This window comes from Stenotrophomonas sp. Steno-Z2, from assembly GCF_056393235.1.
The window spans coordinates 92328-119061 of record NZ_JBWJOY010000005.1 but is presented as its reverse complement, the minus strand read 5'-3'; the positions used below and the strand labels follow the sequence as shown (position 1 = coordinate 119061).

Here is a 26734-nt window from a genome sequence, read left to right as displayed (position 1 = left end):
TACATGACGGACAACAGCACAGGCAACGACCGGTTGATCTGGATCGATCTGGAAATGACCGGGCTGGACACGGACAACGATTCGATCATCGAGATCGCCACCGTGGTCACCGATGCCCAGCTCAACGTGCTGGCCGAAGGCCCCGAGTTCGCCATCGCCCATCCGCTGGCGACGCTGGAGGCGATGGACGAATGGAACCGCAACCAGCACCGCCGTTCGGGGCTGTGGCAGCGCGTGCTCGACAGCGACGTCACCCTGGGCCAGGCCGAGGCGCGGACCATCGCCTTCCTGCAGGACTGGATCAAGGCCGGCGCCTCGCCGATGTGCGGCAACTCCATCTGCCAGGACCGTCGTTTCCTGCACCGGCAGATGCCGCGCCTGGAGCGCTATTTCCATTACCGCAACCTGGACGTGTCCACGGTCAAGGAACTGGCCCGGCGCTGGGCGCCGGCCATCGCCGCCGGCGTGGGCAAGAACTCCAGCCACACCGCGCTGAGCGACGTGCACGATTCGATCGCCGAACTGCGCCACTACCGCCAGTACATGGGCGCGCTGGCCGGGTTGCCGGGCGTGGCCGAGCCGGCCTGAGCCATGGGCGGGCTGGTGCCGACGCTGGCCGACAGCGCGCAGGACATGGCCGACCTGCGGCGCGCGGTGGCGCTGCTGGAAGCGCCGACGCTCAGCGCGCGCATGGCCAACCTGGTCGGCTCGCCGCTGGAGTTCGCGGTGCGCCGGCTGCCCGCGGGCGTATCCCGGCGCCTCCAGGGCGCGGCCGAGGCCGCGCTGCACAAGGCCGCGCAGGCCGCGCTGTGGAGCATGGACCGGACGCAGCCCGGCAAGCCGGCCTCGCCACGCCTGCACAAGCTGGCCGCCGCCGCTTCCGGCGCGCTGGGCGGCGCAGGCGGCCTGCCGGCGCTGGTGGTCGAGCTGCCGCTGTCCACCACCATCATCATGCGCGCGGTGGCCGACATCGCCCGCAGCGAAGGCTTCGACCTGGACGACTTCGCCACCCGCCAGGCCTGCCTGGAAGTGTTCGCGCTGGGCGGAAATTCCGACGGCGACGACGCCAGCGAAACCGGCTATTACCTGGCGCGCGGCTTCACCACCGAGCTGATGCGGCACCTGTCGGCGGAGCTGGCCGGCACCACGCTCAGCGGCAGCCATGGCCTGCTGCTGGGGCTGGGGCCGAAGGAGGCCGGCAAGTGGCTGGCGCGGATCGTGGAGAAGGTCGCCGCCCGCTTCGGCGTGGTGGTCTCGGAGAAATTCGCCGCGCAGGCGGTGCCGGTGATCGGCGCGGTGGCCGGCGCCACCTTGAACACGATGTTCACCGGCTACTACCAGGACATGGCGCGCGGGCATTTCATCGTGCGCCGCCTGGAACGCAAGCACGGTTTCGAGGCCGTGCGCCTGGCCTATGGCGCGATCAGCGGACGCATGACGGCCTGAGCCCCGCGCAGGGTGGTAGCGTGGCGGGCCGGAAACCATGGAGAGCCCGCGATGAGCATTTTCGACCTGCGCGTGGAAACCGGGCGGCTGCTGCTGCGGCCGCCGTCGGTGGAGGATTTCGACGCGTTCGCCGCGTTCTGCGCCGACCCGGTGGCGATGGAGCACCTGGGCGGCGTGCAGGCGCCGTCGGTGGCGTGGCGCAGCCTGGCCACGATCACCGGCAGCTGGCAGCTGCAGGGCTATTCGATGTTCTCGGTGATCGAGAAGGACAGCGGGCGCTGGGTGGGCCGGGTGGGGCCGTGGCAGCCTCATGGCTGGCCGGGGCCGGAGGTGGGCTGGAGCATCGTGCCGGCCTGCTGGGGGCGCGGTTATGCGCCCGAGGCCGCGCGCGCGGCCATCGACTGGGCGTTCGACGCGCTGGGCTGGGACGAGGTGATCCACACCATCGCGCCGGACAACCACAACTCGCAGGCGGTGGCGCGCAAGCTGGGCTCGCAGGTGCTGCGCGCCACGCGCCTGCCGCCGCCGCACGAGGTCGACGTCGAGGTGTGGGGGCAGACGCGGCAGGCCTGGCAGGCGCGCCGCTGAGGCATCGTTTCAACCGCATCCATCGGCGGGCGCGGGCGTGCGGTCCATGCCCGCCGGGCGTTGCCCGCTGCGTGGCGGCGTCGTGCCGATGCGCGCGGCCCCGCGCCGTAGATTTTGCTGCGGTCGCAGCTTTACCAGACGGCCCCGGTTCCGGTCAGATGGCGGGATCGCCTGCCAGTCGGCGGTGTGGGGAATCGTGTCGTTGAGCAATCCAGGTGCTGCGTTGACGGTGTATGGCATGTCCACTTCGGGTAACTGCCACAAGGTCCGTCTGTTGCTGGAGCAAATGGGCGCGCGCTACCGCTGGGTCGAGGTGGACAGCGCCGGCGGGCAGACCCGCACGCCGGCCTTCCTGGCGCTCAATCCGGCCGGCAGGGTGCCGCTGGTCGAACGCGACGACGGGCGCGTGCTGGTCGAATCCAACGCGATCCTGTTCTGGCTGGCCGAAGGCACGCCGTTCCTGCCGGCCGATGGCTGGCAGCGCGCGCAGGCGCTGTCGTGGATGTTCTTCGAGCAGTACAGCCATGAGCCGTACATCGCGGTGGCGCGTTTCATCAGCGGCTGGACGCCGCCGGATTCGCCGCGCCGGCAGGAACTGCCGCGGCTGCGCGAGCGCGGCCACGCGGCGCTGGCGCTGATGGAACGGCACCTGTCCGCGCACGCCTGGTTCACCGGACCGGACTACGGCATCGCCGACATCGCCCTGTTCGCCTATACCGCGGTGGCCGCCGACGGCGGCATCGCCCTGGATTCCTATCCGGCCATCGGCCGCTGGCTGCAGGCGGTCCGCGCCCGGCCCGGCTTCGTGGCCATGCCCGATCCGCCGCCGGAGGTGCTGCGCCACTTCGCCGCGTCGCCCTGATCCGTCCTTCCAACCTGCCTGCACCGTGGAGTCCCGCCTGATGTTCGCCCGTGTACCCAACCCCATTCCGGCCCGCATGAAGGGCCTGAACCGCGCCGAGATCTGCGACACCAATTTCATCGAATTCGTGAAGAGCCTGGCGCAGGGGCCGGCCGGCGCACCGCAGGACGGCGCGCCGGTGCTGCCGGGCAGCGGGCTGGACGTGCGGGGCTTCCGCGAACTGTTCGAATCGCAGCTGATCAGCCGCCACCTGGACCTGATGGCGCGCGTGCTGCGCGTGCAGAACAAGGTCTTCTACACCATCGGTTCGTCCGGCCACGAGGGCAATGCGATGGTGGCGCGCGCCACCCGCCGCACCGACCCGGCGTTCCTGCACTACCGCTCCGGCGGCTTCATGGCCGAGCGCTTCCGCAAGCTGCCGGGCATGGACCCGGTCATGGATTCGGCGCTGAGCTTCGCCGCCAGCGCCGAGGACCCGGCCAGCGGCGGCCGCCACAAGGTGTGGGGCAGCAAGCCGTTGTGGGTGCTGCCGCAGACCTCGACCATCGCCTCGCACCTGCCCAAGGCGCTGGGCACGGCGATGGCGATCGAGGCCGGCAAGCGGCTCGGGCTGGCGCTGCCGGTGCCCGAGGACAGCATCGCCATCTGCTCCTTCGGCGATGCCTCGGCCAACCATGCCACCGCGCAGACCGCGTTCAACGCCGCCTCGTGGACGGCCTACCAGAAGCTGCCGGCGCCGGTGCTGTACGTGTGCGAGGACAATGGCATCGGCATCTCGGTGAAGACGCCCAGCGGCTGGATCGCCGAGAGCTTCCGCCACCGCCCGGACCTGGACTATTTCTTCGCCGACGGCCTGGACCTGGCCGCCGGTTACGCCGACGTGGAGCGCGCGGTCGAGCACTGCCGCCGCACGCGCCGGCCGACCTTCCTGCACCTGCGCACCACCCGCATCATGGGCCACGCCGGTACCGACTTCGAGATCGAGTGGCGCGCGCTGGAGGAACTGTGCGCGGTGGAGGCGGGCGACCCGCTGCTGCGCTCGGCGCAGATCGCGGTCGAATCCGGGGCGATGAGCGCGGACGAGGTGCTGGCGCTGTACGAGCGCACCCGCGCGCGCTGCTTCGAAGCCGCCGAGGAGGCGGACCGGCGCCCGCGCCTGACTTCGCTGGAGGACGTGATGGCGCCGCTGGCGCCGCATACCCCGGACAAGGTGCGCGCCGAGGCCGCCCGCGCCGATTACGGCGAGCGCCGCCTGCAGGTGTTCGGCGGCGAGGCGTCGCTGCCGGAGAACCTGCCGCCGCGGCACCTGGCCATCCAGATCAACCAGGCCCTGCACGACCTGTTCTGCAAATACCCCGACACCCTGCTGTTCGGCGAGGACGTGGCGCAGAAGGGCGGCGTCTATACGGTGACCAAGGGCCTGCACAAGGCCTTCGGCCCGCGCCGGGTGTTCAACACCCTGCTCGACGAGACCATGATCCTGGGCATGGCCCAGGGCTTCGCCAACATGGGCATGCTGCCGGTGCCGGAAATCCAGTACCTGGCCTACCTGCACAACGCCATCGACCAGGTGCGCGGCGAAGCCTGCTCGCTGCAGTTCTTCTCCAACGACCAGTACCGCAACCCGATGCTGATCCGCATCGCCGGGCTGGGCTACCAGAAGGGCTTCGGCGGCCATTTCCACAACGACAACTCGATCGCCGCCATCCGCGACATCCCCGGGCTGGTGGTCGGCTGCCCCTCGCGCGGCGACGACGCGGCGATGATGCTGCGCACGCTGGCGGCGCTGTCGAAGGTGGACGGACGCGTCTGCGTGTTCCTGGAGCCGATCGCGCTGTACATGACCAAGGACCTGCACGAGGCCGGCGACGGCCAGTGGCTGTTCCCGTACCCGGCGCCGGAGCAGGCGCTGGAACTGGGCCAGGGCCGGGTCTATGGCGAGGGCAACGATGATCTTCTGATCATCACCTACGGCAACGGCGTGCCGATGGCGCTGCGCGCGGCCAGGGCCATCGAGGCGGCGCAGGGCTGGAAGGTGCGGGTGGTGGACCTGCGCTGGCTGGTGCCGCTCAACGCCGCCTGGATCGCCGACCAGGCGCGCGGCGCCAGGCGCATCATCGTGCTGGACGAAGGCCGGCACAGCGCCGGCGTGGGCGAGGGCGTGATCACCGCGCTGGCCGAGGCCGGCCTCGGCGCCGTGCCGCTGCGCCGGGTGACGGGCGCGGACACCTACACGCCGCTGGCCGGTGCGGCATTGCTGGTGCTTCCGGGCGACAATGACGTGGTGAGCGCCGCAGCCGGGCTGGCGCGTGGATAACGATTCGTATGTGTGGACTGGCGGGAATCCTGCAATCGCAGGCGCGGTTGCAGGAAGCGGAACTGGCGGCGCTGGCCGGCGCGATGGGCGATGCCCTGGCCCATCGCGGCCCGGATGACCGCGGCGTCTGGGTGGACGCCGCCGCCGGCGTGGCGCTGGCGCACCGGCGGCTGAGCATCCTCGACCTGTCGCCGCTGGGCCACCAGCCGATGGCCTCCAATGACGGCCGCTACTGGCTGGCCTACAACGGCGAGATCTACAACTTCGCCGCGCTGCGCGCCGAGCTGGAGCCGCTCGGCCACGGCTTCCGCGGCCATTCCGATACCGAGGTGCTGCTGGCGGCCATCATGCAGTGGGGCCTGGAGGCGACGCTGCGCCGCTGCAACGGCATGTTCGCCCTCGCGCTGTGGGACCGCCGCGAGCAGCGCCTGTCGCTGGCCCGCGACCGCGTCGGCAAGAAGCCGCTGTACTACGGCTGGGCCGGCGACACGCTGGTGTTCGGTTCCGAGCTGAAGGCGCTGTGGCGCCATCCGGGGTTCGACAACGGCATCGACCGCGACGCGCTGAGCCTGCTGCTGCGGCTGGACTACATCCCGGCGCCGCACTGCATCCACGAGCGCGCCTTCAAGCTGATGCCCGGCCGCGTGCTGCACCTGGACGCGGCGGCGGTGGCGGCCGGCGCCGCCGCGCACCGGCCCGCGCAGGCGCAGCGGGCCTACTGGGACGCGCGCGAACGCATGGCCGCCTGCCTGGCCGCGCCGTTCGCCGGCAGCGAGGCCGAGGCCGCCGACGCGCTGGACCGGCAGCTGCGCCAGGCCGTGGCGCTGCGCATGGTGGCCGATGTGCCGGTGGGCGTGTTCCTGTCCGGCGGCACCGATTCGGCCCTCGTCGCTTCGATGATGCAGGCGCAGAGCGCGCAGCCGGTGCACAGCTTCAGCATCGGCTTCGAGGACTCGGACCACGACGAGGCGCCGCTGGCCAGGGAAGTGGCCACCCACCTGGGCTGCGACCACACCGAGCTGTACGTCAGCGGCGCCGATGCGCTGGCGGTGGTGCCGCAGCTGCCGGCGATGTTCGACGAGCCCTTCGCCGACGCCTCGCAGGTACCCACCGCGCTGGTCGCGCGGCTGGCGCGGCACGGCGTCACCGTGGCCCTGTCCGGCGACGGCGGCGACGAGCTGTTCTTCGGCTATACCCGCTACCAGCGCGCGCTGCGCAACTGGCGCGCCCTGCAGCGCGTGCCGGCGCCGCTGCGGCGTTGGATGGGGCGCCATGCCCATGCGCAGGGCGAGGATGCGCGCGCCGGCGGCCTGGCCGCGCTGCTGGCCGAAACCGGCGCGACCGGCATCGGCGATGTCTACCGCAACCGCATCTCGCGCTGGCGCGACCCGGCCGCGGCGGTGCGCGGCGCGCGCGAGCCGGCCACCTTCTACAGCGAGCCCGACCCGCTGCAGGGGCGGGGCGGCCCGGCCGACGCGATGATGCTGGCCGACTTCACCACCTACCTGGCCGACGACCTGCTGTGCAAGGTCGACCGTACCAGCATGGCGGCCAGCCTGGAGGCGCGCGCGCCGCTGCTGGACTGGAACGTGGCCGAGTTCGCCTGGTCGCTGCCGCTGGGCCTGAAGCTGCGCGACGGCACCAGCAAGTACCTGCCCAAGCAGGTGCTGCGGCGCTACCTGCCCGATGCGATGGTGTTCCGCGGCAAGCGCGGCTTCGGCGCGCCGGTGACTCAGTGGCTGCGTGGCGACCTGCGCGACTGGGCCGGTGACCTGCTCGACCCGCGGCGGCTGCGCCAGGACGGCATGTTCGAGGAGGCCGCGGTCACGGCACTGTGGCGGCGCTTCGGCCAGGGCGAGCGCAAGTGGCATACCCATCTGTGGAACGTGCTGATGTTCCAGGCCTGGCAGGCGCACTGGCAGGCGCAGCGCGCGCAGGTCCGCGCCGGCTGACGCCTTCACCGGCCGCGAAGGAACGGCCGGCTAGGCTGGCCCGACCCTTCCCGGAGCGAGGTCGCCATGGAACCGTACCGCATCGCCGTGCTCGTCGGCAGTCTGCGCAAGGAATCCCACAACCGCCGGCTGGCGCTGGCCCTGGAAAAGCTGGCCGGCGGCCGCGCGCGCTTCGACTACCTGCGCATCGACGACATCCCGCTCTACAACCAGGACCGCGACAGCGACTTCCCGGCGCAGGGCACGCGGCTGAAGGACGGGATCCGCCAGGCCGACGCGGTGCTGTTCGTCACCGCCGAATACAACCGCTCCATCCCCGGCGTGCTCAAGAACGCCATCGACACCGCCTCGCGCCCCTATGGCGACAGCGCCTTCGACGGCAAGCCGGCGGCGGTGATCGGCACCTCGCCCGGCGCGGCCGGCACGGCGATGGCCCAGCAGCACCTGCGCAACGTGCTGGTGTTCGTGAACCTGTCGGTGATGGCCCAGCCCGAAGCCTTCCTGCAGTACAAGGAAGGGCTGATCGAGGCCGACGGCAGCGTGACCAACGACGGTACGCGGCGCTTCCTGCAGGGCTTTGTCGACCGTTTCCTGGACTGGATCGGGACGCACGCGCGACGCTGAAGGCGGTCGGCGGCAACCGATCGGGCCATAATCGGGGCCCCGGCGTCCGCGCGATGCCGGGCCGGGGTTTTCCGTGACGGCACCGGCGCGGCCCTTGTGAAGCAGGCCTGGCGGCCACATCCACGGGCTGCCGACAGCTTGTCCACGGAGTTATCCCCACATTGCCGGCCCGCATCGGCCTACCATGGCCGGGTCGTTTTCCTGCTGCACAAAGGTTTCCATGTCCGCCCGCCCCAGCTTCCGTTCCGACCGCAACGACCGCGCAGAGCGCGGCGAACAGCGCAGCATCGACAGCCTGCGCGTGCCACCGCATTCGGTCGAGGCCGAGCAGGCGGTGCTGGGCGGCCTGATGCTGGCGCCGGAGGCCTTCGACCGGGTCAACGAGGCGCTGACCGAGAAGGATTTCTACCGCCGCGACCACCAGCTGATCTACCGCGCCATCCGCGAGCTGTCCGAGCGCGACCGCCCGTTCGACGCGGTGACGCTGGGCGAGTGGTTCGAGTCGCAGGGCAAGCTGGAACAGGTCGGCGACGGCGCCTACCTGATCGAACTGGCCAGCACCACGCCGTCGGCGGCCAACATCGGCGCCTACGCCGAGATCGTGCGCGACAAGGCGGTGCTGCGGCAGCTGATCCAGGTCGGCACCGACATCGTCAACGACGGCTTCCAGCCCGAGGGCCGCGACAGCACCGAGCTGCTGGCCGCCGCGGAGAAATCGGTGTTCGCCATCGCCGAGCAGGGCGCGCGCGGGCGCAGCGACTTCGTGGCCATGCCCGGCGCGCTGAAGGATGCGTTCGAGGAGCTGCGCAACCGCTTCGAGAACGGCGGCAACATCACCGGCCTGCCGACCGGCTACAACGATTTCGACGCGATGACCGCCGGCCTGCAGCCCACCGACCTGATCATCCTGGCCGCGCGCCCGGCGATGGGCAAGACCACCTTTGCGCTGAACATCGCCGAGTACGCGGCGATCAAGTCGAAGAAGGGCGTGGCGGTGTTCTCGATGGAAATGTCGGCCGCGCAGCTGGCCATGCGCCTGATCTCCTCCAACGGCCGCATCAATGCCCAGCGGCTGCGCACCGGCCAGCTCGAGGACGAGGACTGGAGCCGCGTCACCAGCGCCATCCGCATGCTCAAGGAAACCAAGATCTTCATCGACGACACCCCGGGCGTGTCGCCGGAAGTGCTGCGCTCCAAGTGCCGCCGGCTCAAGCGCGAGCACGACCTGGGCCTGGTGGTGATCGATTACCTGCAGCTGATGAGCGTGCCGGGCAACAGCGAGAACCGAGCCACCGAGATCTCGGAGATCAGCCGTTCGCTCAAGGGCCTGGCCAAGGAACTGAACGTGCCGGTGATCGCGCTGTCCCAGCTCAACCGCTCGCTGGAAACGCGTACCGACAAACGCCCGGTGATGGCCGACCTACGCGAATCGGGCGCCATCGAGCAGGACGCGGACATGATCGTGTTCATCTACCGCGACGAGTACTACAACAAGGAAAACTCGCCGGACAAGGGCCTGGCCGAGATCATCATCGGCAAGCACCGCGGCGGCCCGACCGGCTCGTGCAAGCTGAAGTTCTTCGGCGAATACACCCGCTTCGACAACCTCAGCCACGACAGCGTCGGCGCGTTCGAGTAACGCATCTGCGGAGCGGCTCGCTTCTCCCTCTGGGCGAAGGCGCCTGAAGGAGGGAGGAGGACGGAAGCGCCGTCCGTACTCCGGGTTGCCCTCACCCCAACCCCTCTCCCGGCGGGAGAGGGGCATGCAGCGCGACCAGGCCGCTTTCCTTACCGTCGTTCAACGGGCGATCACGCCACCTTCTTCGCTGCCAGCTGGCGGAGTACGTACTGCAGCAGGCCGCCGTTGCGGGTGAGGCCGGACCGTCGGCGCGGCACTGCCGCGCGGTCCGGGCGAACGCCCCGCGCGCTGCGCGGGGCCGGTCTTCCGCGGTTCAACGGGCGATCACGCCACCTTCTTCGCTGCCAGCTGGCGGAGTACGTACTGCAGCAGGCCGCCGTTGCGGAAGTACTCCACCTCCTTCGGCGTCAGCAGCAGCACATGCGCCTGGAAGGTGGCGCGGCTGCCATCGGCGCGGGTCGCGGTGACGGTGGCGCGCTTGGACTGGCCGTCCTCCAGGCCGATGATGTCGAAGGTCTCCGAGCCGTCCAGACCGAACGTCTGTGCGTTCTCGCCGGACAGGAACTGCAGCGGCAGCACGCCCATGCCGACCAGGTTGGAGCGGTGGATGCGCTCGAAGCTCTCGGCGATCACTGCCTTGACCCCCAGCAGGTTGGTGCCCTTGGCCGCCCAGTCGCGCGAGGAGCCGGTGCCGTATTCCTTGCCGGCGACCACCACCAGCGGCGTGCCCGTGGCCTTGTACTTCATGGCGGCGTCGTAGATGGACATCTTCTCCGGCGGCTGCGCGCCGAAGTACAGGGTGTTGCCGCCTTCCTCGCCGCCGAACATCAGGTTCTTGATGCGGATGTTGGCGAAGGTGCCGCGCACCATCACGTCGTCGTTGCCGCGACGGCTGCCGTAGCTGTTGAAGTCGGCCGGCTGCACGCCGCGCGACTGCAGGAAACGGCCGGCGGGCGAATCCTTCTTGATGTTGCCGGCCGGGGAGATGTGGTCGGTGGTGATCGAGTCGCCGAACAGGCCCAGCACGCGCGCGCCATGGATGTCGGCGATGCTGCCCACGGCCATGGTCATGCCGTCGAAGTAGGGCGGGTTCTTGATGTAGGTCGAATCCGCGTTCCACAGGTAGGCCTGGCCTTCCGGCGACTCGATCCGCGCCCAGCGGCTGTCGCCCTTGAACACGTCGGCGTAGTTCTGCTTGAACATCTCCGGGCCGACGGTGGCGGCGATCACGTCGCCGATCTCCTTGTTGCTCGGCCAGATGTCGCGCAGGTACACGTCGTTGCCGTCGCGGTCCTTGCCCAGCGGTTCGCGGGTCAGGTCGATGTTGACCGTGCCGGCGATGGCATAGGCCACCACCAGCGGCGGCGAGGCCAGGTAGTTGGTCTTGACCTCGGGGTGCACGCGGCCTTCGAAGTTGCGGTTGCCAGACAGCACCGACGCCACCACCAGGTCGCCGGCGGCGATGCCGGCGCTGACCTCGGTGGGCAGCGGGCCGGAGTTGCCGATGCAGGTGGTGCAGCCATAGCCGACCACGTAGAAGCCCAGCTTCTCCAGCTCCTTCAGCACGCCGGCCTTTTCCAGGTAATCGGTGACCACGCGCGAACCCGGCCCGAGCGAGGTCTTGACCCACGGCTGGCGGGTCAGGCCACGAGCGGCGGCGTTGCGCGCCAGCAGGCCGGCGCCGATCATCACCGCCGGGTTGGAGGTGTTGGTGCACGAGGTGATCGCGGCGATCACCACCGCGCCGTCCTTCAACCGCACCCTGCGGCCTTCGATCTCGATGTCGGCGTGGCCCTTGGCCAGCTGCTCGTTGCCGACCGCCGCGCCGCCGCCCTCGTTGATGAAATCGGCCACCTCGCCGTTGCGGCGGTCGCGGTTGGCGGTCAGCCCGCCCAGGGCGTCGGCGAAATTCTGGCGCACGTCCTGCAGCAGCACGCGGTCCTGCGGGCGCTTGGGCCCGGCCAGCGACGGCTGCACCGTGCCCATGTCCAGCTCCAGCGTGGCGCTGTACTGCGCGTGCGGGCTGTCCGGCTCGTGCCACAGGCCCTGCGCCCTGGCATAGGCTTCGACCAGCGCGATCTGCGCGTCGCTGCGCCCGGACAGGCGCAGGTAGTTCAGCGATTCGGCGTCGATCGGGAAGATGCCGCAGGTGGCGCCGTACTCCGGCGCCATGTTGGCGATGGTGGCGCGGTCGGCCAGCGGCAGGTGCTGCAGGCCGTTGCCGTAGAACTCGACGAACTTGCCGACCACGCCCAGCCTGCGCAGCATCTGGGTGACGGTCAGTACCAGGTCGGTGGCGGTGGCGCCTTCGGGCAGGCGCCCGGTGAGCTTGAAGCCGACCACCTGCGGAATCAGCATCGACGAGGGCTGGCCGAGCATGGCGGCTTCGGCCTCGATGCCGCCCACGCCCCAGCCGAGCACGCCGATGCCGTTGATCATGGTGGTGTGCGAATCGGTGCCGAACACGGTGTCCGGGAAGGCCCAGCGGGTGCCGTCCACGTCGCGCTCCATCACCACCCGGGCCAGGTTCTCCAGGTTCACCTGGTGCACGATGCCGGTGTTCGGCGGCACCACCTTGAAGTTCTCGAACGCCTTCTGGCCCCAGCGCAGGAAGCTGTAGCGCTCGCGGTTGCGCTCGAACTCGATGCGGCCGTTGACGTCCAGCGCATCGGGGCGGCCGAACACGTCCACCTGCACCGAGTGGTCGATCACCAGTTCGGAGGGGATCAGCGGGTTGATCTGCTCGGCGCGGCCGCCCAGCCGGGTGACCGCATCGCGCATCGCCGCCAGGTCCACCACGCAGGGCACGCCGGTGAAGTCCTGCAGCACCACGCGCGCCGGCATGAAGGCGATCTCGGTGTCCGGCTCGGCCTTCGGGTCCCACTTGGCCACCGCCTCGATGTGCTCCGGGCCCACGGTCTGGCCGCCGTCCTCGTGCCGGAGCAGGTTCTCCAGCAGGATCTTCATCGAGTAGGGCAGGTGCGAGATGTCGAAGCGCTCGCCCAGCCTGGGCAGGCTGCAGTAGGCGTAGGTCTGGTCGCCGACGGTGAGTTGGCTGCGGGTGGAGAACGAATCGCTCATGGCTGACTCCTGTTGCGGATGGCGTGCGGCGGCGCGGAGGTGCGCCCGCTGGCTGGGGCGGAGCCCCGTTCAGTAACCGGTCGCCCGAGTATGGACGATCTTCCCCGGGGCGGGGCCGCGCAGGCCCTTCAGCATACGCACCGGTTTGTTGCAGTCATGTCACGGGACAGGCGCCGGGCCTTGTGGCACAAGCCTTACGGCGGCGTCGAAGCATGCCGGTGCGCTTGGGTATGCGGGCGGAGGTATGTATAATTCGTGCATACTTTGGAGGGCGCCCGATGGAAGCCACCGTTGCTGAACGCGGACAGATCACCTTGCCCAAGGCCGTGCGCGACGCGCTGGGCCTGACCAAGGGCACGCTGCTGAAGGTCGAGCTGGAAGGCAGCCGCATCATCCTGCGCAAGAGCGTGGACGACGCCATTTCCCGCGCCCGCGGCAAGTTCGCGCTGGACGGCTTCGAGTCGGCCGAACAGGCCGTGCGCACCGTGCGCGACGAAGCCGGCGACGCATGATCGCGGTCGACTCCCCGGTGCTGATCGAACTGCTCAGCGACGGCCCGCGCGCCGACGCGGTGGAGGCCTGCCTGCGGCAGGCCCTGGTCGGCGGCCGCGTGGTGGTCTGCGGCACGACGCTGGCCGAACTCTGCGCCTCGCTGCGCGGCGGCGCGCAGGTGCAGGAGGCGCTGGAGGAGATGGGCATCCATTTCAGCCCGCTGGAGGCCAAGTCCGCGCTGCGCGCCGGCGAGATGCACCGCCGCCACCGCCAGCGCAACGCCGGCGACACCCGCCGCATCGACGATTTCATGGTCGGCGCGCACGCGCTGCTGCAGTGCGACGGCCTGATCACCTGGAACGACACGTTTTATCGCGACTACTTCAAGGGCCTGAAGCTGATCGTGCCGCAAGCCTGAGCCCATACCCCATTCCTCATCCGTACCACCCGGGAGTTGTCATGTTGGAAGCCTACCGCCACCACGTAGCCGAGCGCGCCGCGCTTGGCATCCCGCCGCTGCCGCTGAGCGCACAGCAGACGGCCGACGTCATCGAACTGCTGAAGAACCCGCCGGCGGGCGAGGCCGAGTTCCTGCTCGACCTGATCACCCACCGCGTGCCGGCCGGCGTGGACGATGCGGCCAAGGTCAAGGCCTCTTACCTGGCCGCGATCGCCTTCGGCAGCGAGAAGAACGCCCTGATCAGCCGTGAGCGCGCCACCGAACTGCTGGGCACCATGCTCGGCGGCTACAACGTCGCGCCGCTGATCCAGCTGCTGGACGACGCGGCGGTCGGCGCCATCGCCGCCGACGCGCTGAAGAACACCCTGCTGGTATTCGATGCCTTCCACGACGTGCAGGAAAAGGCCAGGGCCGGCAACGCCAACGCCCAGGCCGTGCTGCAGAGCTGGGCCGACGCCGAGTGGTTCACCGGCAAGCCGGAAGTGCCGCAGAGCCTGACCGTCACCGTGTTCAAGGTGCCGGGCGAGACCAACACCGACGACCTGTCGCCGGCGCCGGACGCAACCACCCGCCCGGACATCCCGATGCACGCCCTGGCGATGCTGAAGAACAAGCGCGACGACGCGCCGTTCACCCCGGAAGAAGACGGCAAGCGCGGCCCGATCCAGCAGATCCTGGCGCTGAAGGAAAAGGGCCACCTGGTCGCCTACGTCGGCGACGTGGTCGGTACCGGTTCCTCGCGCAAGTCGGCCACCAACAGCGTGCTGTGGTGGACGGGCGATGACATCCCGTACATCCCCAACAAGCGCGCCGGCGGCGTGTGCCTGGGCGGCAAGATCGCGCCGATCTTCTACAACACCATGGAAGACGCCGGCGCGCTGCCGATCGAGCTGGACGTGTCGAAGATGGAGCACGGCGACGTCGTCGAGCTGCGCCCGTACGAAGGCAAGGCGCTGAAGAACGGCGAGGTGATCGCCGAGTTCGAAGTGAAGTCCGAAGTGCTGTTCGACGAAGTGCGCGCCGGCGGCCGCATTCCGCTGATCATCGGCCGCGGCCTGACCGCCAAGGCGCGCGAGGCGCTGGGCCTGCCGGCCACCGACCTGTTCCGCCTGCCGGTGCAGCCGGCCGATACCGGCAAGGGTTACTCGCTGGCGCAGAAGATGGTCGGCCGCGCCTGTGGCCTGCCGGAAGGCCAGGGCATGCGCCCGGGCACCTACTGCGAACCGAAGATGACCTCGGTGGGTTCGCAGGACACCACCGGCCCGATGACCCGCGACGAGCTGAAGGACCTGGCCTGCCTGGGCTTCTCGGCCGACCTGGTGATGCAGTCGTTCTGCCACACCGCGGCCTATCCGAAGCCGGTGGACGTGAAGACCCACCACACCCTGCCGGAATTCATCTCCACCCGCGGCGGCGTGTCGCTGCGCCCGGGCGACGGCGTGATCCACAGCTGGCTCAACCGCATGCTGCTGCCCGACACCGTCGGCACCGGCGGCGACTCGCACACCCGTTTCCCGGTGGGCATCTCGTTCCCGGCCGGTTCGGGCCTGGTCGCCTTCGCCGCCGCCACCGGCGTGATGCCGCTGGACATGCCCGAATCGGTGCTGGTGCGCTTCAAGGGCCAGATGCAGCCGGGCGTGACCCTGCGCGACCTGGTCAACGCCATCCCGCTGTACGCCATCAAGCAGGGCCTGCTGACCGTGGCCAAGGCCGGCAAGAAGAACATCTTCTCCGGCCGCATCCTGGAAATCGAAGGCCTGCCGGACCTGAAGGTGGAGCAGGCGTTCGAGCTGTCCGACGCCTCGGCCGAGCGTTCGGCCGCCGGCTGCACCGTGCGCCTGAACAAGGAGCCGATCATCGAGTACCTCAACAGCAACATCACGCTGTTGAAGTGGATGATCGCCGAGGGCTACCAGGACGCCCGCTCGCTGGCGCGCCGCGTCGAGAAGATGGAAGCCTGGCTGGCCAACCCGCAGCTGCTGGAACCCGATGCCGACGCCGAATACGCCGCCGTCATCGAGATCGACCTGGCCGACATCCACGAGCCGATCGTGGCCTGCCCGAACGATCCGGACGACGTGAAGACCCTGTCCGACGTGGCCGGCGCCAAGATCGATGAAGTGTTCATCGGTTCGTGCATGACCAACATCGGCCACTTCCGCGCCGCGGCCAAGCTGCTGGAAGGCAAGCGCGACATCCCGACCCGCCTGTGGGTGGCCCCGCCGACCAAGATGGATGCCTCCGAGCTGACCAAGGAAGGCGTGTACGGCACCTTCGGCAGCGCCGGCGCACGCATGGAAATGCCGGGCTGCTCGCTGTGCATGGGCAACCAGGCGCAGATCCGCGAAGGCTCCACCGCGATGTCGACCTCGACCCGCAACTTCCCCAACCGCCTGGGCCGCAACACCAATGTGTACCTGGGTTCGGCGGAGCTGGCGGCGATCTGCTCGCGCCTGGGCCGCATCCCGACCCGGGAGGAGTACATGGCCGACATCGGCGTGATCAACGCCAACGGCGCGGAGATCTACCGCTACATGAACTTCGACCAGATCGCCGACTACAAGGACGTGGCCGACACCGTCGCGGCGTAAGCCACGGCGGGAGCAACACGGAAAGCCCGGCGCAGGCCGGGCTTTCTTTTTTCGCCCATCGCCAATGCCACGTCCGATACCGGCGAGCGCCGCATGCGCCAGGCCGCCATTCTCCGCGCTCCATCCATCAGGAGCAGGACATGAAGGCATTGCACGACAGGACTGTATTGATCACCGGCGCCAGTTCCGGCATCGGCCGCGCCGCCGCGCTGCTGTTCGCCGCCGAGGGCGCGCGCGTGGTGCTGGGTGCCCGGCGCGGCAACGAACTGGAAGCGCTGGCTGCGCGGATCCAGGCCGCGGGCGGCGCCGCCACCTGGCTGGCCGGCGACGTGCGCGAGGAGGCCTATGCGCAGGCGCTGGTGCGGCATGCCGAGGACACGTACGGACCGCTGCATGCGGCATTCAACAACGCCGGCGCGCTCGGGCCGCTGCAGCCCACGCCCGACGTCGCGCTGCCCGACTGGCAGCACGCGATGGACGTCAACCTCACCGCCGCCTTCCTTGGCGCCAAGCACCAGATCCCCTCGCTGCTGCGCACCGGCAGCGGCGCCAGCCTGGTATTCACTTCGACCTTCGTCGGCCACACCGCCGGCTTTCCATGCACGGCTGCCTATGCGGCCAGCAAGGCCGGCGTCATCGGCCTGGTGCAGGCGCTGGCGGCCGAATACGGGGCTGCCGGCCTGCGCGTCAATGCGCTGCTGCCCGGCGGTACCGATACGCCGATGGCGCGCGAAATGAACCCCGACGAGGCGGCGCTGGGCGCGGTGGCGCGCCTGCATGCGCTGAAGCGGCTGGCGCAGCCGGAGGAAATCGCGGCGGCGGCGCTGTTCCTGGTATCGCCGGCGTCCTCGTTCGTCACCGGCACGGCGATGCGGGTGGACGGCGGGGTGTCCATCCAGCGGGGCTGAGCCACTCCGCGCCCGGCGCGCGAGACGGCGCCGTCACCGGTTCGGATCGCGCTCCGGGCTCGGCCGCTTGAGCAGCTTGCGCTGCAGCGAACGCCGGTGCATGCCGAGCAGGCGCGCGGCGGCCGAGACGTTGCCGCCGGTTTCGTGCAGCGCCTGCTGGATGTGCTCCCACTGCAGGCGGCTGATCGGGGTCATCGCGTCGGGCGGCTCGACCTCCTCGTGTTCTTCGCCTTCGTCCGCTTCGCCCAGCGCGCGCAGGATCATCGGCACCGTGGCCGGCTTGGGCAGGTAGTCGTCGGCACCGAGCTTGATCGCCTCCACCGCGGTGGCGATGGAGGCGTAGCCGGTGACCAGCAGGATGCGCATGTCCGCGCGCAGCGCGCGCAGCGGCTGGATCAGCGCCAGCCCGGACTCGCCGCCGAGCTTGAGGTCGATCAGCGCGAACGCAGGCGGCGCGCGCGTGGCCTGTTCCAGCGCGCCGGCGATGTCATGGGCGGTGGCGGTCTCGATCTCGCGCCGGGCCAGGCTGCGCTGCAGGGTGCGCAGGTACAGCGGGTCGTCGTCGACCAGCAGGCCGTGGGAGGAGGGGACGGTCATGGGTTCGCTTCCAGGTTGGCAAGGGGCAGGCGGAAACCGACGCGCGCGCCGCGGCCTTCGGCCGGGCGCATCCACAGCTCGCCGTGCAGGCGTTCGATGGTGGCATGCGACAGCGCCAGGCCCACGCCCATGCCGTCGGTCTTGCCGCTGTTGAACAGGGTACCCGGCAGCGCGGCGTGGTTGGCGTTGAAGCCGGGGCCGTAGTCGCGCACTTCGCCGTACAGCTGCCCGTCGCGGATGCGGATGTCCAGGTCCACCTGCTCGTGGCCGTTCTGTTCGCCTGCGTCGGCGGCGTTGTTCAGCAGCACCTGCAGCAGGTGCCCGACGCCCGGGTCCAGCTCCAGCTGCAGCGGCGCGTCGGCATTGCGGCGCAGGTGCACGGTCGGGCGTACCAGCCGCCATTGTTCCAGCACGTTGCCGACCGAAACGCGGGCGCGGCTGCGCGCGCCCTCCGCCGGCGCGGCCAGCGCCAGCACCCGCTCGCGGCACTGCACCAGCAGCCCGCGCAGGGTGTCCATGTCCTCCTGCATCGCCGGGTCGCCGGCGTACTGTTCGGCGATGTCGTCGGCGAGCAGGGTCATGGTCGCCAGCGGGGTGTTGAGTTCGTGCGCCACCGAGGCCGCATGCGTGGCCAGCGCGACGATGCCCTCGTTGCGCACGAAGCGTTCGCGCAGCAGCGCCAGCTGGTTCTCGCGCTCGCGCAGCGCGGCGGCCAGGCGCGTGGAGAACACCAGCACGACCACGCTGGAGAGCAGGAAGTTGGCCGCCGCGCCCCACAGGTGCAGGCTCATCGAATCGAAATAGCCGCCATGCAGCGGCAGCCCGAACACCGCGCTCACCGCATAGCCGGCCACGCAGGCCGCGGCCACCGCGTGGGTCCAGCGCAGGGGCAGGGCGAGCGCGGCCAGCGCGATCAGGATCAGGAACAGCGAACCGAACGGGTTGGCGATGCCGCCGCTCCAGCCGACCATCCAGGTCAATACGGTGACGTCGACCAGGATGTGGCCGAAGGCGGTGACCGGCGCCGGGTCGCTGTCGTGCACGCGCAGCTGCACGTACAGGTTGAACAGCGCCAGCATGCAGACGCCGCTCCACAGCGGCAGCAGCGGCAGGTCCAGCCCCAGCAGCCAGGTGGCGACGAGGATCGCGCCGGCCTGGCCGGCGGTGGCCAGCCAGCGCAGGCTGCACAGGGTGCGCAGGAACGAGGTATCCGGGGAATCCATGGCATGCATCGTAATGCGTCCGGGGCCCACCGGCGCCCGCGGTGGTTCATGCGATGGGGCGGGCGGGCGCGCTAAAATGCGCGCCATGCACGACGCCGTCACCCGCCCGACTCCGCCCGCCGACGCCACGGCCTGGCCCCGCCGCATCACCCATGCCGTCGACATCGGCGGAGTGAAAGTGGGCGGCGGCCATCCGGTGGTCGTCCAGTCGATGACCAATACCGACACCGCCGATGTCGCCGCCAGCGTGCGCCAGGTGGCCGAGCTGTGGCGCGCCGGTTCGGAGATGGTGCGACTGACCGTCAACAATGCCGAATCGGCGGCGGCGATCCCGCGCATCGTCGACAAGCTGCGCATGATGGGCATCGACGTGCCCCTGATCGGCGATTTCCATTACAACGGCCACCAGCTGCTGAGCAACGAGCCGGCCTGCGCCGAGGCGCTGGCCAAGTACCGCATCAACCCGGGCAACGTCGGCTTCGGCAGGAAGAAGGACACCCAGTTCGCGCAGCTGATCGAGTTCGCGATCCGCTACGACAAGCCGGTGCGCATCGGCGCCAACTGGGGCTCGCTGGACCAGGCCCTGGCGGCGAAGCTGATGGACGAGAACAGCCAGCGCGAGCAGCCGTGGGACGCCGGCCGCGTGCTGCGCGAGGCGCTGATCCGCTCGGCGCTGGATTCGGCGCAGACCGCGGTGGAACTGGGCCTGCCGCGCGAGCGCATCGTGCTGTCGGCCAAGGTCAGCGGCGTGCAGGAACTGATCGCGGTCTACCGCGACCTGGCCAACCGCTCCGATTTCGCCCTGCACCTGGGCCTGACCGAGGCCGGCATCGGCAGCAAGGGCATCGTCGCCTCGTCGGCGGCGCTGGCGGTGCTGCTGCAGGAAGGCATCGGCGACACCATCCGCATCTCGCTCACGCCCGAGCCTGGGCAGCCGCGCACGCAGGAAGTCATCGTCGCGCAGGAACTGCTGCAGACCACCGGGCAGCGCGCGTTCACGCCCATGGTCACGGCCTGCCCGGGCTGCGGCCGCACCACCTCCGAGTTCTTCCAGGAGCTGGCCAAGGTGGTGCAGAACCACGTGCGCGAGAAGATGCCGGTGTGGCGCGTCAGCCACCCGGGCGCGGAAAACATGACGCTGGCGGTGATGGGCTGCATCGTCAACGGCCCGGGCGAGTCGCGCCACGCCAACATCGGCATCTCGCTGCCCGGCACCGGCGAGGCGCCGGCCGCGCCGGTGTTCGTCGACGGCGAGAAGAAGGTGACGTTGCGGGGCGAGAACATCGCGCAGGAGTTCGTGGCGCTGATCGACGACTACGTCGAGAGCCGCTATGCGCGCCACGCCGGCTGAGTCGCGGCGCGAAGCGGCCGGCGTGCGCGCCTGGCTCGCGCACAACGCCTGGCGCATCGTCGTGCTGTTCGTCTGCCTGCTGCTGCCGCTGGCCGGTTTCGTGGCCCTGGCCGACGAAATCCACGAGGCCGAATCGCTGCATTTCGACCACGCGCTGTTGTGGCGCATGCATGGGCTGGCCTCGCCGGCGCTGGATGCCTTCTTCGTGCTGATGTCCCGGCTGGGCTACCAGTGGGGCGTGATTCCGCTGGACCTGCTGCTGGTGGCCGCGCTCGCCTTCCGGCGGCGCTGGCGCGATACGCTGTTCGCCGCCACCGCCTTCGCCGGTTCGGCGCTGTTGAACATCGGCAGCAAGCAGCTGTTCCAGCGCGCGCGCCCGAGCCTGTGGGAATCGATCGCGCCGGAAAGCACCTTCAGCTTCCCGAGCGGGCACGCGATGGGCTCGATGACGCTGGCCGCCACCGCGGTGTTCCTGGCATGGCACACGCGCTGGCGCTGGCCGGTGCTGATCGCGGCGATCATTTTTGTGCCCTGCGTCGGCTTTTCGCGCGTGCATCTGGGCGTGCATTATCCGTCCGACATCCTGGGCGGCTGGTGCGCCGCGCTGGCGTGGGTGACCGGCGTGCATGTCCTGCTGTTCCGTCGTCGCTGGTCGCCATCGGCTGCGGCGAATCCCTAATTGCATGCGGGGGATGCACTGATGGCCGCATGCCGCGCCGGCGTGGAACGTGTTCGTGTCGGCCACCCGGCAGATCAGGACCGGGTCACAAGCGGGCAGGGGAGTTGTCCGCGCGTGTCGCTCCCGTGGGGCGGGGCCGGCATCTTGATTGATAATACGCATGGCTTGCGCGGCGGCGGGCAATGGAATCCGCCGCGAGGTACCCGGGGTTCCGGGGTGCAGGCCACGCTGCAACCGTCATTGGGGTGTCGGGGAGGAAGCGGGTTGTGACCATCAAGGTATTTCTCATAGACGACCATGCGCTGGTGCGCACCGGTCTGCAGATGATCCTCGCCGGCGAGACCGGGATCGAGGTCGTCGGTGCCGCCGACAGCGGCGAAGCGGCGTTGCCGCAGATACGCCGGCTGCGGCCGGACGTCGTGCTCTGCGATCTGAACCTGCCCGGGCTTAGCGGGCTGGAGATCACCGAGCGCATCGTCAAGGGTGACCACGGCACCCGCGTCATCATCGTATCGGTGCTGGAAGACGGCCCGATGCCCAAGCGGCTGCTGGAGGCCGGGGCTTCGGGTTATGTCGGCAAGGGCGGCGACGCCAGGGAACTGGTCCGTGCCATCCATGACGTGGCGCAGGGGCGGCGCTATCTGGCCAGCAACATCGCCCAGAACCTGGCCTTGTCCAACATCGGCGGCGACGTGTCGCCGTTCGACGGGCTCTCGCCGCGCGAACTGGAAGTGGCCCTGCTGCTGGTACAGGGACGCCGCCAGGAGGAGATCGCCCGCCGCCTCAGTCTGAGCGCCAAGACCGTCAATACGCACAAGTCGCGGCTGTTCCAGAAGACCGGCGTGCACGACAACATCGCGCTGGCCCGCCTGGCCGCCCAGTACGGCGTGGGCGATCCGTCGAAGGCGATCTGATCCGTCCGGCGCTGCTGGCAGCAGGTCAAGGCGGCGGCAAAGGTGGTTTCATGGCGACGCTGCCCGAAGGGCAGCGCACAGGAGAGTGCGCCATGAAAAAGCCGGCAGTACAGCCGTTCTTCAAGGCGAAGTTGCCCCCAGGGTGACGTACTGGAACGTGCGTCATGAAAAAACGACAGGACCGCGGTTCTGCACGCGAAGCCACCTTCAGCGTGGTGCATCGTGATGTGCATCATGAAAAAACAACAGAACAGCCGTGCTGCATGGCGACGCTGCTGCCGGGCTGACGCAGTGCGATGTGCGTCATGAAAAAGCAGCAGGGCGGTCGTTCTTCACGGCGGAGCCACCCCCCGGGATACGCACAAGGCAGTGCGCCATGAAAAAAGCGGCCCGAAGGCCGCTTTTTCAGTCCAGGGCGCGACGCGCTCAGGCGTTGCGATGCGCCTCGTCCGCATTCGCCTCGGCCTCGGTCGTCGCGACCGCGGCTTCCTCGGATGCAACGGCCGGGACGTGCGCCGTCGCGGTGGAGACGTCGTGCTTTTCCTCGGCTACCGGCGCCGGCACCGCGGCTTCGGCGAACAGCTGGCCGTTCTCCGGCAGGACCGGTTCCGGTGTAGCCGGTGCCGCGGCAACGGGCGTCGCCTCGGGCGCTGCCGCAGCCGGTTCCCCGGCCGCGACGACAACAGCTTCCACCGGCGCGGCAGCGACGACCGGCTCAGGGTGGGGTTCCGGCTGCACCGGCGTGACGACCGGCGGCGCAGCAGCTTCCACCACCGGGGCGGCGACAGGCGCGGCGTCCGGCGCAGGCGGGGTTGCGGCCGCTTCCACCGCCGGTTCCGGCTGGGCGGGAGCAACGGCGACGGGTTCGACGGGCGCCGGCGCGGTTCCGGTCGTGGCGACAGCCTGTCCAGTGGACTCGAGCTGCTGCGCGACGGGCGCTTCGGGCTGCGCAGCGCGCGGCGCGCGTGCGGGAGCCGTCACGATCGCCGGTTCGTCGTCGAAATCGAACTCGGGCTGGGCCGCGGCGGGCGTGGCCGCCGCTTCGGCGGTGTCGTGGCCGATGTCTTCGCCCTCGTCGGCGATGTCGTCATCGTTGCCCAGCACATCGGCATCGGCGATACCGGTGCCTTCCGCATTGCCGCGACGGCGGCGACGGCCACCCCGGCGACCGCGGCGGCGGCGGCTGGCGCCGTCACCGCTGGCGTCGTCGGTGGAAGGCGCGGCGCCGGTTTCAGCGGCGTTGGCGACCACCGGCTGTTCGGTCGTCGTGTTGACCGGCGCGCCGTCTTCCACAACCGCCGGCGCCAGCACCTTCGGCGCTTCGACCGGTTCCGTGCCCGCGGCGGCAACCACCGTGGCGGCCGCGGCGACCGGAGCCGCCGCAGCGACCGGGGCAGGGGCGACCGGGCGCGGAGCCTCGGCCTGCGGCTGCCGTGCCGGCTTTTCGTTCACCGGCTGGGCGGGCTTGTCCGCTTCCTGCTGCGGCCTGGGCTGCCTGGGCTGCTTCTGCGGCTTGGGCTGCTGCTGTTCGTTGCCGCGCGGCTGCTTGCCCTGCTGCACCTGCTGCTCGTTGCGCTGCTTGGGCTGCTGGCCGCCGTTCGGGTTCTGGCCCTGCGGGTTGCCGGCATTCTGGCGGCGGTCGTCACGACGCTCTTCGCGGCGCTGTTCGTCGCGGCGGTTGCCGTTCGCATTGCCGCCATTGCGCGCCTGCTGGCCGTTGTTGCCGTTGCCAGTGCGGCCGTCGCGGCGCGGGTTGCGGTCGTTGCGGTTGCCGCGGCCGTTGTCCTGGCGCGGCTGCGGCTGGGCCGGTGCGGCGGGGGTGGTCTCGCCGCCGAAGACGCGCTTGAGCCAGCCCATCACGCCACCGCTTGCCGGCGCGGCGGGCGCCGGGGCGGCGACCGGTGCCGGCGCCGGGGTCGGCTCCGGGATCTCGCGTACCGGGGCCGGCTGGCTGTGCTTGACGTGGGTCACCGCCGGCGCCGGCGGGATGTTCAGCTGCGCCTTGGTCAGGGCGTGCACCGGCAGCTTGCGCGGGGTGCCGCGCTGGTAGCTCGGCCTGCCCGATTCCTCGCCCAGCTCGTTCTCGCGCAGGCGGGTGACTTCATAGTGCGGGGTATGCAGCTGCTCGTCGGCGACGATGATGATCGGCGCGTCGTGGCGGCGCTCGATCTCGCGCAACGCGCCGCGCTTCTCGTTGAGCAGGAAGTTGGCGATCTCCACCGGCGCCTGCACCAGCACCTGCCCGGTGTTCTCCTTCATCGCGTGCTCTTCGGCGACGCGGATGATCGACAGCGACAGCGACTCGACGCTGCGCATGCGGCCCTGGCCGTCGCAGCGCGGGCAGACGATCTGGCTGGACTCGCCCAGGCTCGGGCGCAGGCGCTGGCGGCTCATTTCCATCAGGCCGAAGCGCGAGATGCGTCCCAGCTGCACGCGGGCGCGGTCGTACTTCAGCGCGTTCTGCAGGCGGTTCTCGACTTCGCGCTGGTGCTTGTTCGAGGACATGTCGATGAAGTCGATCACCACCAGGCCGCCCAGGTCGCGCAGGCGCAGCTGGCGGGCCACTTCCTCGGCGGCCTCCAGGTTGGTCTGGAACGCGGTGTCCTCGATGTCGCTGCCCTTGGTGGCGCGGGCCGAGTTCACGTCGATGGCGGTCAGCGCCTCGGTCTGGTCGACCACGATCGAGCCGCCGGACGGCAGGCGCACGTTGCGCTCGTAGATCGCCTCGATCTGCGACTCGATCTGGAAGCGGTTGAACAGCGGGATGTCGTCCTTGTAGTGCTTGAGCTTGCGCAGGGTCTGCGGCATCACCTGCTGCATGAACTCGCGCGCGGTCTCGTACAGCTCCTCGGTGTCGACCAGGATTTCGCCGATGTCGGCGCGCAGGTAGTCGCGCAGGGCGCGCACGATCAGGCGCGACTCCTGGTAGATCAGGAACGGCGCCGGCTTGGCCAGCGCGGCCTCGGCGATGGAGCGCCACACCTGCAGCAGGTAGTCCAGGTCCCACTGCAGCTCTTCGGCGTCGCGGCCGACGCCGGCGGTGCGGATGATCACGCCCATGTCGTCGGGAATGTTCAGCTTGTCCAGCGCGTCCTTCAGCGCGGCGCGGTCCTCGCCCTCGATGCGGCGCGAAACGCCGCCGGCCGACGGCGAGTTCGGCATCAGCACCATGTAGCGGCCGGCCAGGGAGATGAACGTGGTCAGGGCCGCGCCCTTGTTGCCGCGCTCTTCCTTGTCCACCTGGACCACCACTTCCTGGCCCTCGCGCAGCAGCTCGCGGATGCCGGCCTTGTTGTGGTCGACGCCGGCCTGGAAGTAGTCGCGGGAGATTTCCTTCAGCGGCAGGAAGCCGTGCTTGTCGCCGCCGTATTCGACGAAAGCCGCTTCGAGGGAGGGTTCGAGCCGGGTGATGCGGCCCTTGTAGATGTTGGACTTCTTCTGTTCCTTGGACGGCTGTTCGATGTCGATGTCGTACAGGGTCTGGCCGTCCACGATGGCCACGCGCAGTTCTTCGGCCTGCGTGGCATTGATCAGCATTCGCTTCATTGTGCGTTCCTCGCGCGCTGCTACCGCGCGGAACGCCATGGCGTTTCGCCTCTGGACACGGGTCGCCGCCCCTCGCGCAGGCGCGGGTAGGGCGGCTTGGGTTTCCAGCGCTACGACACCACGGCAGGCCGCGGGAGCGCTTGTGTTCTTGGTTTCAGGTGTTTCGGGGCCGGCGGCCGCTCCGGCCGGGGCCGGGGCGTCGCACGGGACATGTGTTTTCGTCCAGCTCGGATGCTTTTGGCATCCGGCGATGGCCGGGAGCGCCGACGAGCCGCTAACATGGCCGCCCCGGGGGCGGTGGCCGCGCACTGTGCCGGATCCGTCGGAAGCCGGGCTTCTGGCCCTGACCAACTTCCAACGAAATCAAACCCTTATATCGCTCCCCGAGTGTAACAGAATAAACAGGCAGATGACTGACTCCGAAGACCGCCGCACACCGTCCGCGGGCAAATCCAGCGTGCGCCTGATCAAGGTTCCGGAAGACCGGGCCGGGCAGCGCCTGGACAACTTCCTGCTGGGCCAGCTCAAGGGCGCGCCGCGCAGCCTGGTCTACAAGCTGGTGCGCAGCGGCCAGGTGCGGGTGAATGGCGGCCGCGCCAAGGCCGAGCGCAAGCTGGAGGCGGGCGAGGAGGTGCGGGTGCCACCGGTCAATCTCGCCGAGGTGGGAGACAAGGCCGCGCCGCCGGCCGGATTCCTGCAGCGCATGGAGCAGGCCATCGTCTTCGAGGATGCGCGGTTGCTGGTCATCAACAAGCCCACCGGGGTGGCCAGCCATGGCGGCAGCGGCATCAGCCACGGCGCGATCGAGACCATGCGCGCGCTGCGCCCGAACCAGAACCTGGAGCTGGTGCACCGGCTGGACCGCGACACGTCCGGGCTGCTGGTCATGGCCAAGAAGCGCTCGGCCCTGACCGAGCTGCAGGCGCTGCTGCGCGAGGACCACGATGGTTCCGGCCCCGGCGGGATCCGCAAGCGTTACCTGACCCTGCTGGTCGGACGCATGCCTGACGGGGTGATGAGCGTGGACGCGCCGCTGCACGTCGGCCTGCGCCAGGGCGGTGAGCGCCATGTGCAGGTGAATGCGGCCGGCAAGCCGTCGCTGAGCCACTTCCGGGTGCTGGAGCGGCGCGGCGGCCATTCCTATTGCGAGGTGCGGATCGAGACCGGCCGCACCCACCAGATCCGCGTGCATGCCCAGCACATCGGCCATCCGGTCGCCGGCGACGACAAGTACGGCGATCCTGCCGCCAACAAGCGGTTGCGCGAGCAGATCGGGCTGAAGCGCCTGTTCCTGCACGCCGCCTCGCTGGAGTTCGCACTGGACGGCGGCAAGGCGCCCTACGTGCTCAATGCGCCGCTGGCGCCGGAACTGGCCGAGGCGCTGGACAGGCTGGGGTGAGGCGGGGAACGGGGAGCAGGGAGCGGGGAATGAACCGCTGCGGCGGCTTTTCCTTCAACGCCTTG

21 protein-coding genes are annotated in these 26734 nt (G+C 69.9%); 17 read left to right on the top strand and 4 right to left on the bottom strand.

From position 1 onward, the window contains the following. The first annotated feature begins 3 nt into the window (after positions 1–3). The 8 genes from orn (at position 4) to AC06FP_RS12305 (ending at position 9428) form a co-directional block, all read left to right on the top strand. On the top strand, positions 4–588 hold the full coding sequence (gene orn, locus AC06FP_RS12340) for an oligoribonuclease (RefSeq protein WP_478075700.1): 585 nt from the start codon (positions 4–6) through the stop codon (positions 586–588). 3 nt (positions 589–591) lie between these two features. Next, positions 592–1446 (top strand): EcsC family protein, encoded by an 855-nt coding sequence (locus AC06FP_RS12335; RefSeq protein ID WP_478075699.1) that lies wholly within the window; start codon positions 592–594, stop codon positions 1444–1446. Between the two features lie 51 nt (positions 1447–1497). Continuing rightward, entirely contained in the window at positions 1498–2034 is a 537-nt protein-coding gene (locus AC06FP_RS12330; protein WP_456116371.1) for a GNAT family N-acetyltransferase, read from the top strand. 202 nt (positions 2035–2236) lie between these two features. Further along, positions 2237–2896, top strand: coding sequence for a glutathione S-transferase family protein (locus AC06FP_RS12325; RefSeq protein WP_478075698.1), 660 nt, complete (start codon positions 2237–2239; stop codon positions 2894–2896). A 40-nt stretch (positions 2897–2936) separates the two neighbouring features. Beyond that, positions 2937–5213 carry a thiamine pyrophosphate-dependent enzyme gene (locus AC06FP_RS12320; RefSeq protein WP_478075697.1) on the top strand — a complete coding sequence of 759 codons (2277 nt, stop codon included), beginning with the start codon at positions 2937–2939 and terminating at the stop codon, positions 5211–5213. Positions 5214–5221: 8 nt separating this feature from the next. After that, positions 5222–7165 carry an asparagine synthase (glutamine-hydrolyzing) gene (asnB, locus tag AC06FP_RS12315; RefSeq protein WP_478075696.1) on the top strand — a complete coding sequence of 648 codons (1944 nt, stop codon included), beginning with the start codon at positions 5222–5224 and terminating at the stop codon, positions 7163–7165. Between the two features lie 66 nt (positions 7166–7231). Then, complete coding sequence (locus tag AC06FP_RS12310; protein WP_478075695.1) at positions 7232–7789, top strand: NADPH-dependent FMN reductase; 558 nt, start codon at positions 7232–7234, stop codon at positions 7787–7789. 220 nt (positions 7790–8009) lie between these two features. Beyond that, on the top strand, positions 8010–9428 hold the full coding sequence (locus tag AC06FP_RS12305; RefSeq protein ID WP_456116366.1) for a replicative DNA helicase: 1419 nt from the start codon (positions 8010–8012) through the stop codon (positions 9426–9428). A 324-nt stretch (positions 9429–9752) separates the two neighbouring features. Here AC06FP_RS12305 and acnA read toward each other — a convergent pair whose 3' ends face one another. Next, positions 9753–12509: an aconitate hydratase AcnA gene (gene acnA, locus AC06FP_RS12300; RefSeq protein ID WP_478075694.1), complete on the bottom strand. Its 2757-nt coding sequence runs from the start codon at positions 12507–12509 to the stop codon at positions 9753–9755. A 278-nt stretch (positions 12510–12787) separates the two neighbouring features. Between acnA and AC06FP_RS12295 the strand changes: the two genes are divergently transcribed. From AC06FP_RS12295 to AC06FP_RS12280, 4 genes are all read left to right on the top strand, one after another. Continuing rightward, positions 12788–13021: an AbrB/MazE/SpoVT family DNA-binding domain-containing protein gene (locus AC06FP_RS12295; RefSeq protein WP_456116364.1), complete on the top strand. Its 234-nt coding sequence runs from the start codon at positions 12788–12790 to the stop codon at positions 13019–13021. Further along, positions 13018–13419, top strand: coding sequence for a type II toxin-antitoxin system VapC family toxin (locus tag AC06FP_RS12290; protein ID WP_054666354.1), 402 nt, complete (start codon positions 13018–13020; stop codon positions 13417–13419). The genes AC06FP_RS12295 and AC06FP_RS12290 overlap by 4 nt, the downstream gene beginning before the upstream one ends. 41 nt (positions 13420–13460) lie before the next feature. Then, positions 13461–16052, top strand: coding sequence for a bifunctional aconitate hydratase 2/2-methylisocitrate dehydratase (gene acnB, locus AC06FP_RS12285; protein WP_478075693.1), 2592 nt, complete (start codon positions 13461–13463; stop codon positions 16050–16052). Positions 16053–16192: 140 nt separating this feature from the next. After that, on the top strand, positions 16193–16960 hold the full coding sequence (locus AC06FP_RS12280) for an SDR family oxidoreductase (protein WP_478075692.1): 768 nt from the start codon (positions 16193–16195) through the stop codon (positions 16958–16960). 33 nt (positions 16961–16993) lie between these two features. Here the strand turns inward: AC06FP_RS12280 and AC06FP_RS12275 are convergent, their stop codons facing one another. Then, entirely contained in the window at positions 16994–17557 is a 564-nt protein-coding gene (locus AC06FP_RS12275) for a response regulator transcription factor (RefSeq protein ID WP_456116361.1), read from the bottom strand. After that, positions 17554–18780, bottom strand: coding sequence for a sensor histidine kinase (locus AC06FP_RS12270; protein ID WP_456116360.1), 1227 nt, complete (start codon positions 18778–18780; stop codon positions 17554–17556). Before AC06FP_RS12270 ends, AC06FP_RS12275 begins: the two co-directional genes overlap by 4 nt. A gap of 85 nt (positions 18781–18865) precedes the next feature. On the opposite strand from AC06FP_RS12270, the gene ispG reads away from it, so the two are divergent. The 4 genes from ispG to AC06FP_RS12250 all read left to right on the top strand — a co-directional run bounded on the left by ispG (position 18866) and on the right by AC06FP_RS12250 (position 22011). Continuing rightward, the gene (gene ispG, locus AC06FP_RS12265; protein ID WP_478075691.1) at positions 18866–20131 is read left to right on the top strand and encodes a flavodoxin-dependent (E)-4-hydroxy-3-methylbut-2-enyl-diphosphate synthase; all 1266 of its coding nucleotides are present in this window, start codon (positions 18866–18868) and stop codon (positions 20129–20131) included. After that, complete coding sequence (locus AC06FP_RS12260; RefSeq protein ID WP_478075690.1) at positions 20112–20810, top strand: phosphatase PAP2 family protein; 699 nt, start codon at positions 20112–20114, stop codon at positions 20808–20810. The genes ispG and AC06FP_RS12260 overlap by 20 nt, the downstream gene beginning before the upstream one ends. Before the next feature lie 266 nt (positions 20811–21076). Beyond that, the gene (locus AC06FP_RS12255; protein ID WP_456116357.1) at positions 21077–21724 is read left to right on the top strand and encodes a response regulator; all 648 of its coding nucleotides are present in this window, start codon (positions 21077–21079) and stop codon (positions 21722–21724) included. Between the two features lie 164 nt (positions 21725–21888). Further along, the gene (locus AC06FP_RS12250) at positions 21889–22011 is read left to right on the top strand and encodes a hypothetical protein (RefSeq protein ID WP_478075689.1); all 123 of its coding nucleotides are present in this window, start codon (positions 21889–21891) and stop codon (positions 22009–22011) included. 139 nt (positions 22012–22150) lie between these two features. On the opposite strand, the gene AC06FP_RS12245 is transcribed toward AC06FP_RS12250, so the two are convergent. Beyond that, positions 22151–25270: an Rne/Rng family ribonuclease gene (locus AC06FP_RS12245; protein ID WP_478075688.1), complete on the bottom strand. Its 3120-nt coding sequence runs from the start codon at positions 25268–25270 to the stop codon at positions 22151–22153. A gap of 409 nt (positions 25271–25679) precedes the next feature. On the opposite strand from AC06FP_RS12245, the gene AC06FP_RS12240 reads away from it, so the two are divergent. Next, a complete protein-coding gene (locus tag AC06FP_RS12240) occupies positions 25680–26669 on the top strand; it encodes an RluA family pseudouridine synthase (RefSeq protein ID WP_478075687.1) in 990 nt (329 codons plus the stop codon). Positions 26670–26734: the final 65 nt, after the last annotated feature.

Bases quoted from the DNA above. Each gene is read 5' to 3' on its own strand.
- orn (WP_478075700.1), top strand. From the start codon at position 4: ATGACGGACAACAGCACAGGCAACGACCGGTTGATCTGGATCGATCTG.
- AC06FP_RS12335 (WP_478075699.1), top strand. From the start codon at position 592: ATGGGCGGGCTGGTGCCGACGCTGGCCGACAGCGCGCAGGACATGGCC.
- AC06FP_RS12330 (WP_456116371.1), top strand. From the start codon at position 1,498: ATGAGCATTTTCGACCTGCGCGTGGAAACCGGGCGGCTGCTGCTGCGG.
- AC06FP_RS12320 (WP_478075697.1), top strand. From the start codon at position 2,937: ATGTTCGCCCGTGTACCCAACCCCATTCCGGCCCGCATGAAGGGCCTG.
- asnB (WP_478075696.1), top strand. From the start codon at position 5,222: ATGTGTGGACTGGCGGGAATCCTGCAATCGCAGGCGCGGTTGCAGGAA.
- AC06FP_RS12310 (WP_478075695.1), top strand. From the start codon at position 7,232: ATGGAACCGTACCGCATCGCCGTGCTCGTCGGCAGTCTGCGCAAGGAA.
- AC06FP_RS12305 (WP_456116366.1), top strand. From the start codon at position 8,010: ATGTCCGCCCGCCCCAGCTTCCGTTCCGACCGCAACGACCGCGCAGAG.
- acnA (WP_478075694.1), bottom strand. From the start codon at position 12,509: ATGAGCGATTCGTTCTCCACCCGCAGCCAACTCACCGTCGGCGACCAG.
- AC06FP_RS12295 (WP_456116364.1), top strand. From the start codon at position 12,788: ATGGAAGCCACCGTTGCTGAACGCGGACAGATCACCTTGCCCAAGGCC.
- AC06FP_RS12290 (WP_054666354.1), top strand. From the start codon at position 13,018: ATGATCGCGGTCGACTCCCCGGTGCTGATCGAACTGCTCAGCGACGGC.
- acnB (WP_478075693.1), top strand. From the start codon at position 13,461: ATGTTGGAAGCCTACCGCCACCACGTAGCCGAGCGCGCCGCGCTTGGC.
- AC06FP_RS12280 (WP_478075692.1), top strand. From the start codon at position 16,193: ATGAAGGCATTGCACGACAGGACTGTATTGATCACCGGCGCCAGTTCC.
- AC06FP_RS12275 (WP_456116361.1), bottom strand. From the start codon at position 17,557: ATGACCGTCCCCTCCTCCCACGGCCTGCTGGTCGACGACGACCCGCTG.
- AC06FP_RS12270 (WP_456116360.1), bottom strand. From the start codon at position 18,780: ATGGATTCCCCGGATACCTCGTTCCTGCGCACCCTGTGCAGCCTGCGC.
- ispG (WP_478075691.1), top strand. From the start codon at position 18,866: ATGCACGACGCCGTCACCCGCCCGACTCCGCCCGCCGACGCCACGGCC.
- AC06FP_RS12260 (WP_478075690.1), top strand. From the start codon at position 20,112: ATGCGCGCCACGCCGGCTGAGTCGCGGCGCGAAGCGGCCGGCGTGCGC.
- AC06FP_RS12250 (WP_478075689.1), top strand. From the start codon at position 21,889: ATGAAAAAACGACAGGACCGCGGTTCTGCACGCGAAGCCACCTTCAGC.
- AC06FP_RS12245 (WP_478075688.1), bottom strand. From the start codon at position 25,270: ATGAAGCGAATGCTGATCAATGCCACGCAGGCCGAAGAACTGCGCGTG.
- AC06FP_RS12240 (WP_478075687.1), top strand. From the start codon at position 25,680: ATGACTGACTCCGAAGACCGCCGCACACCGTCCGCGGGCAAATCCAGC.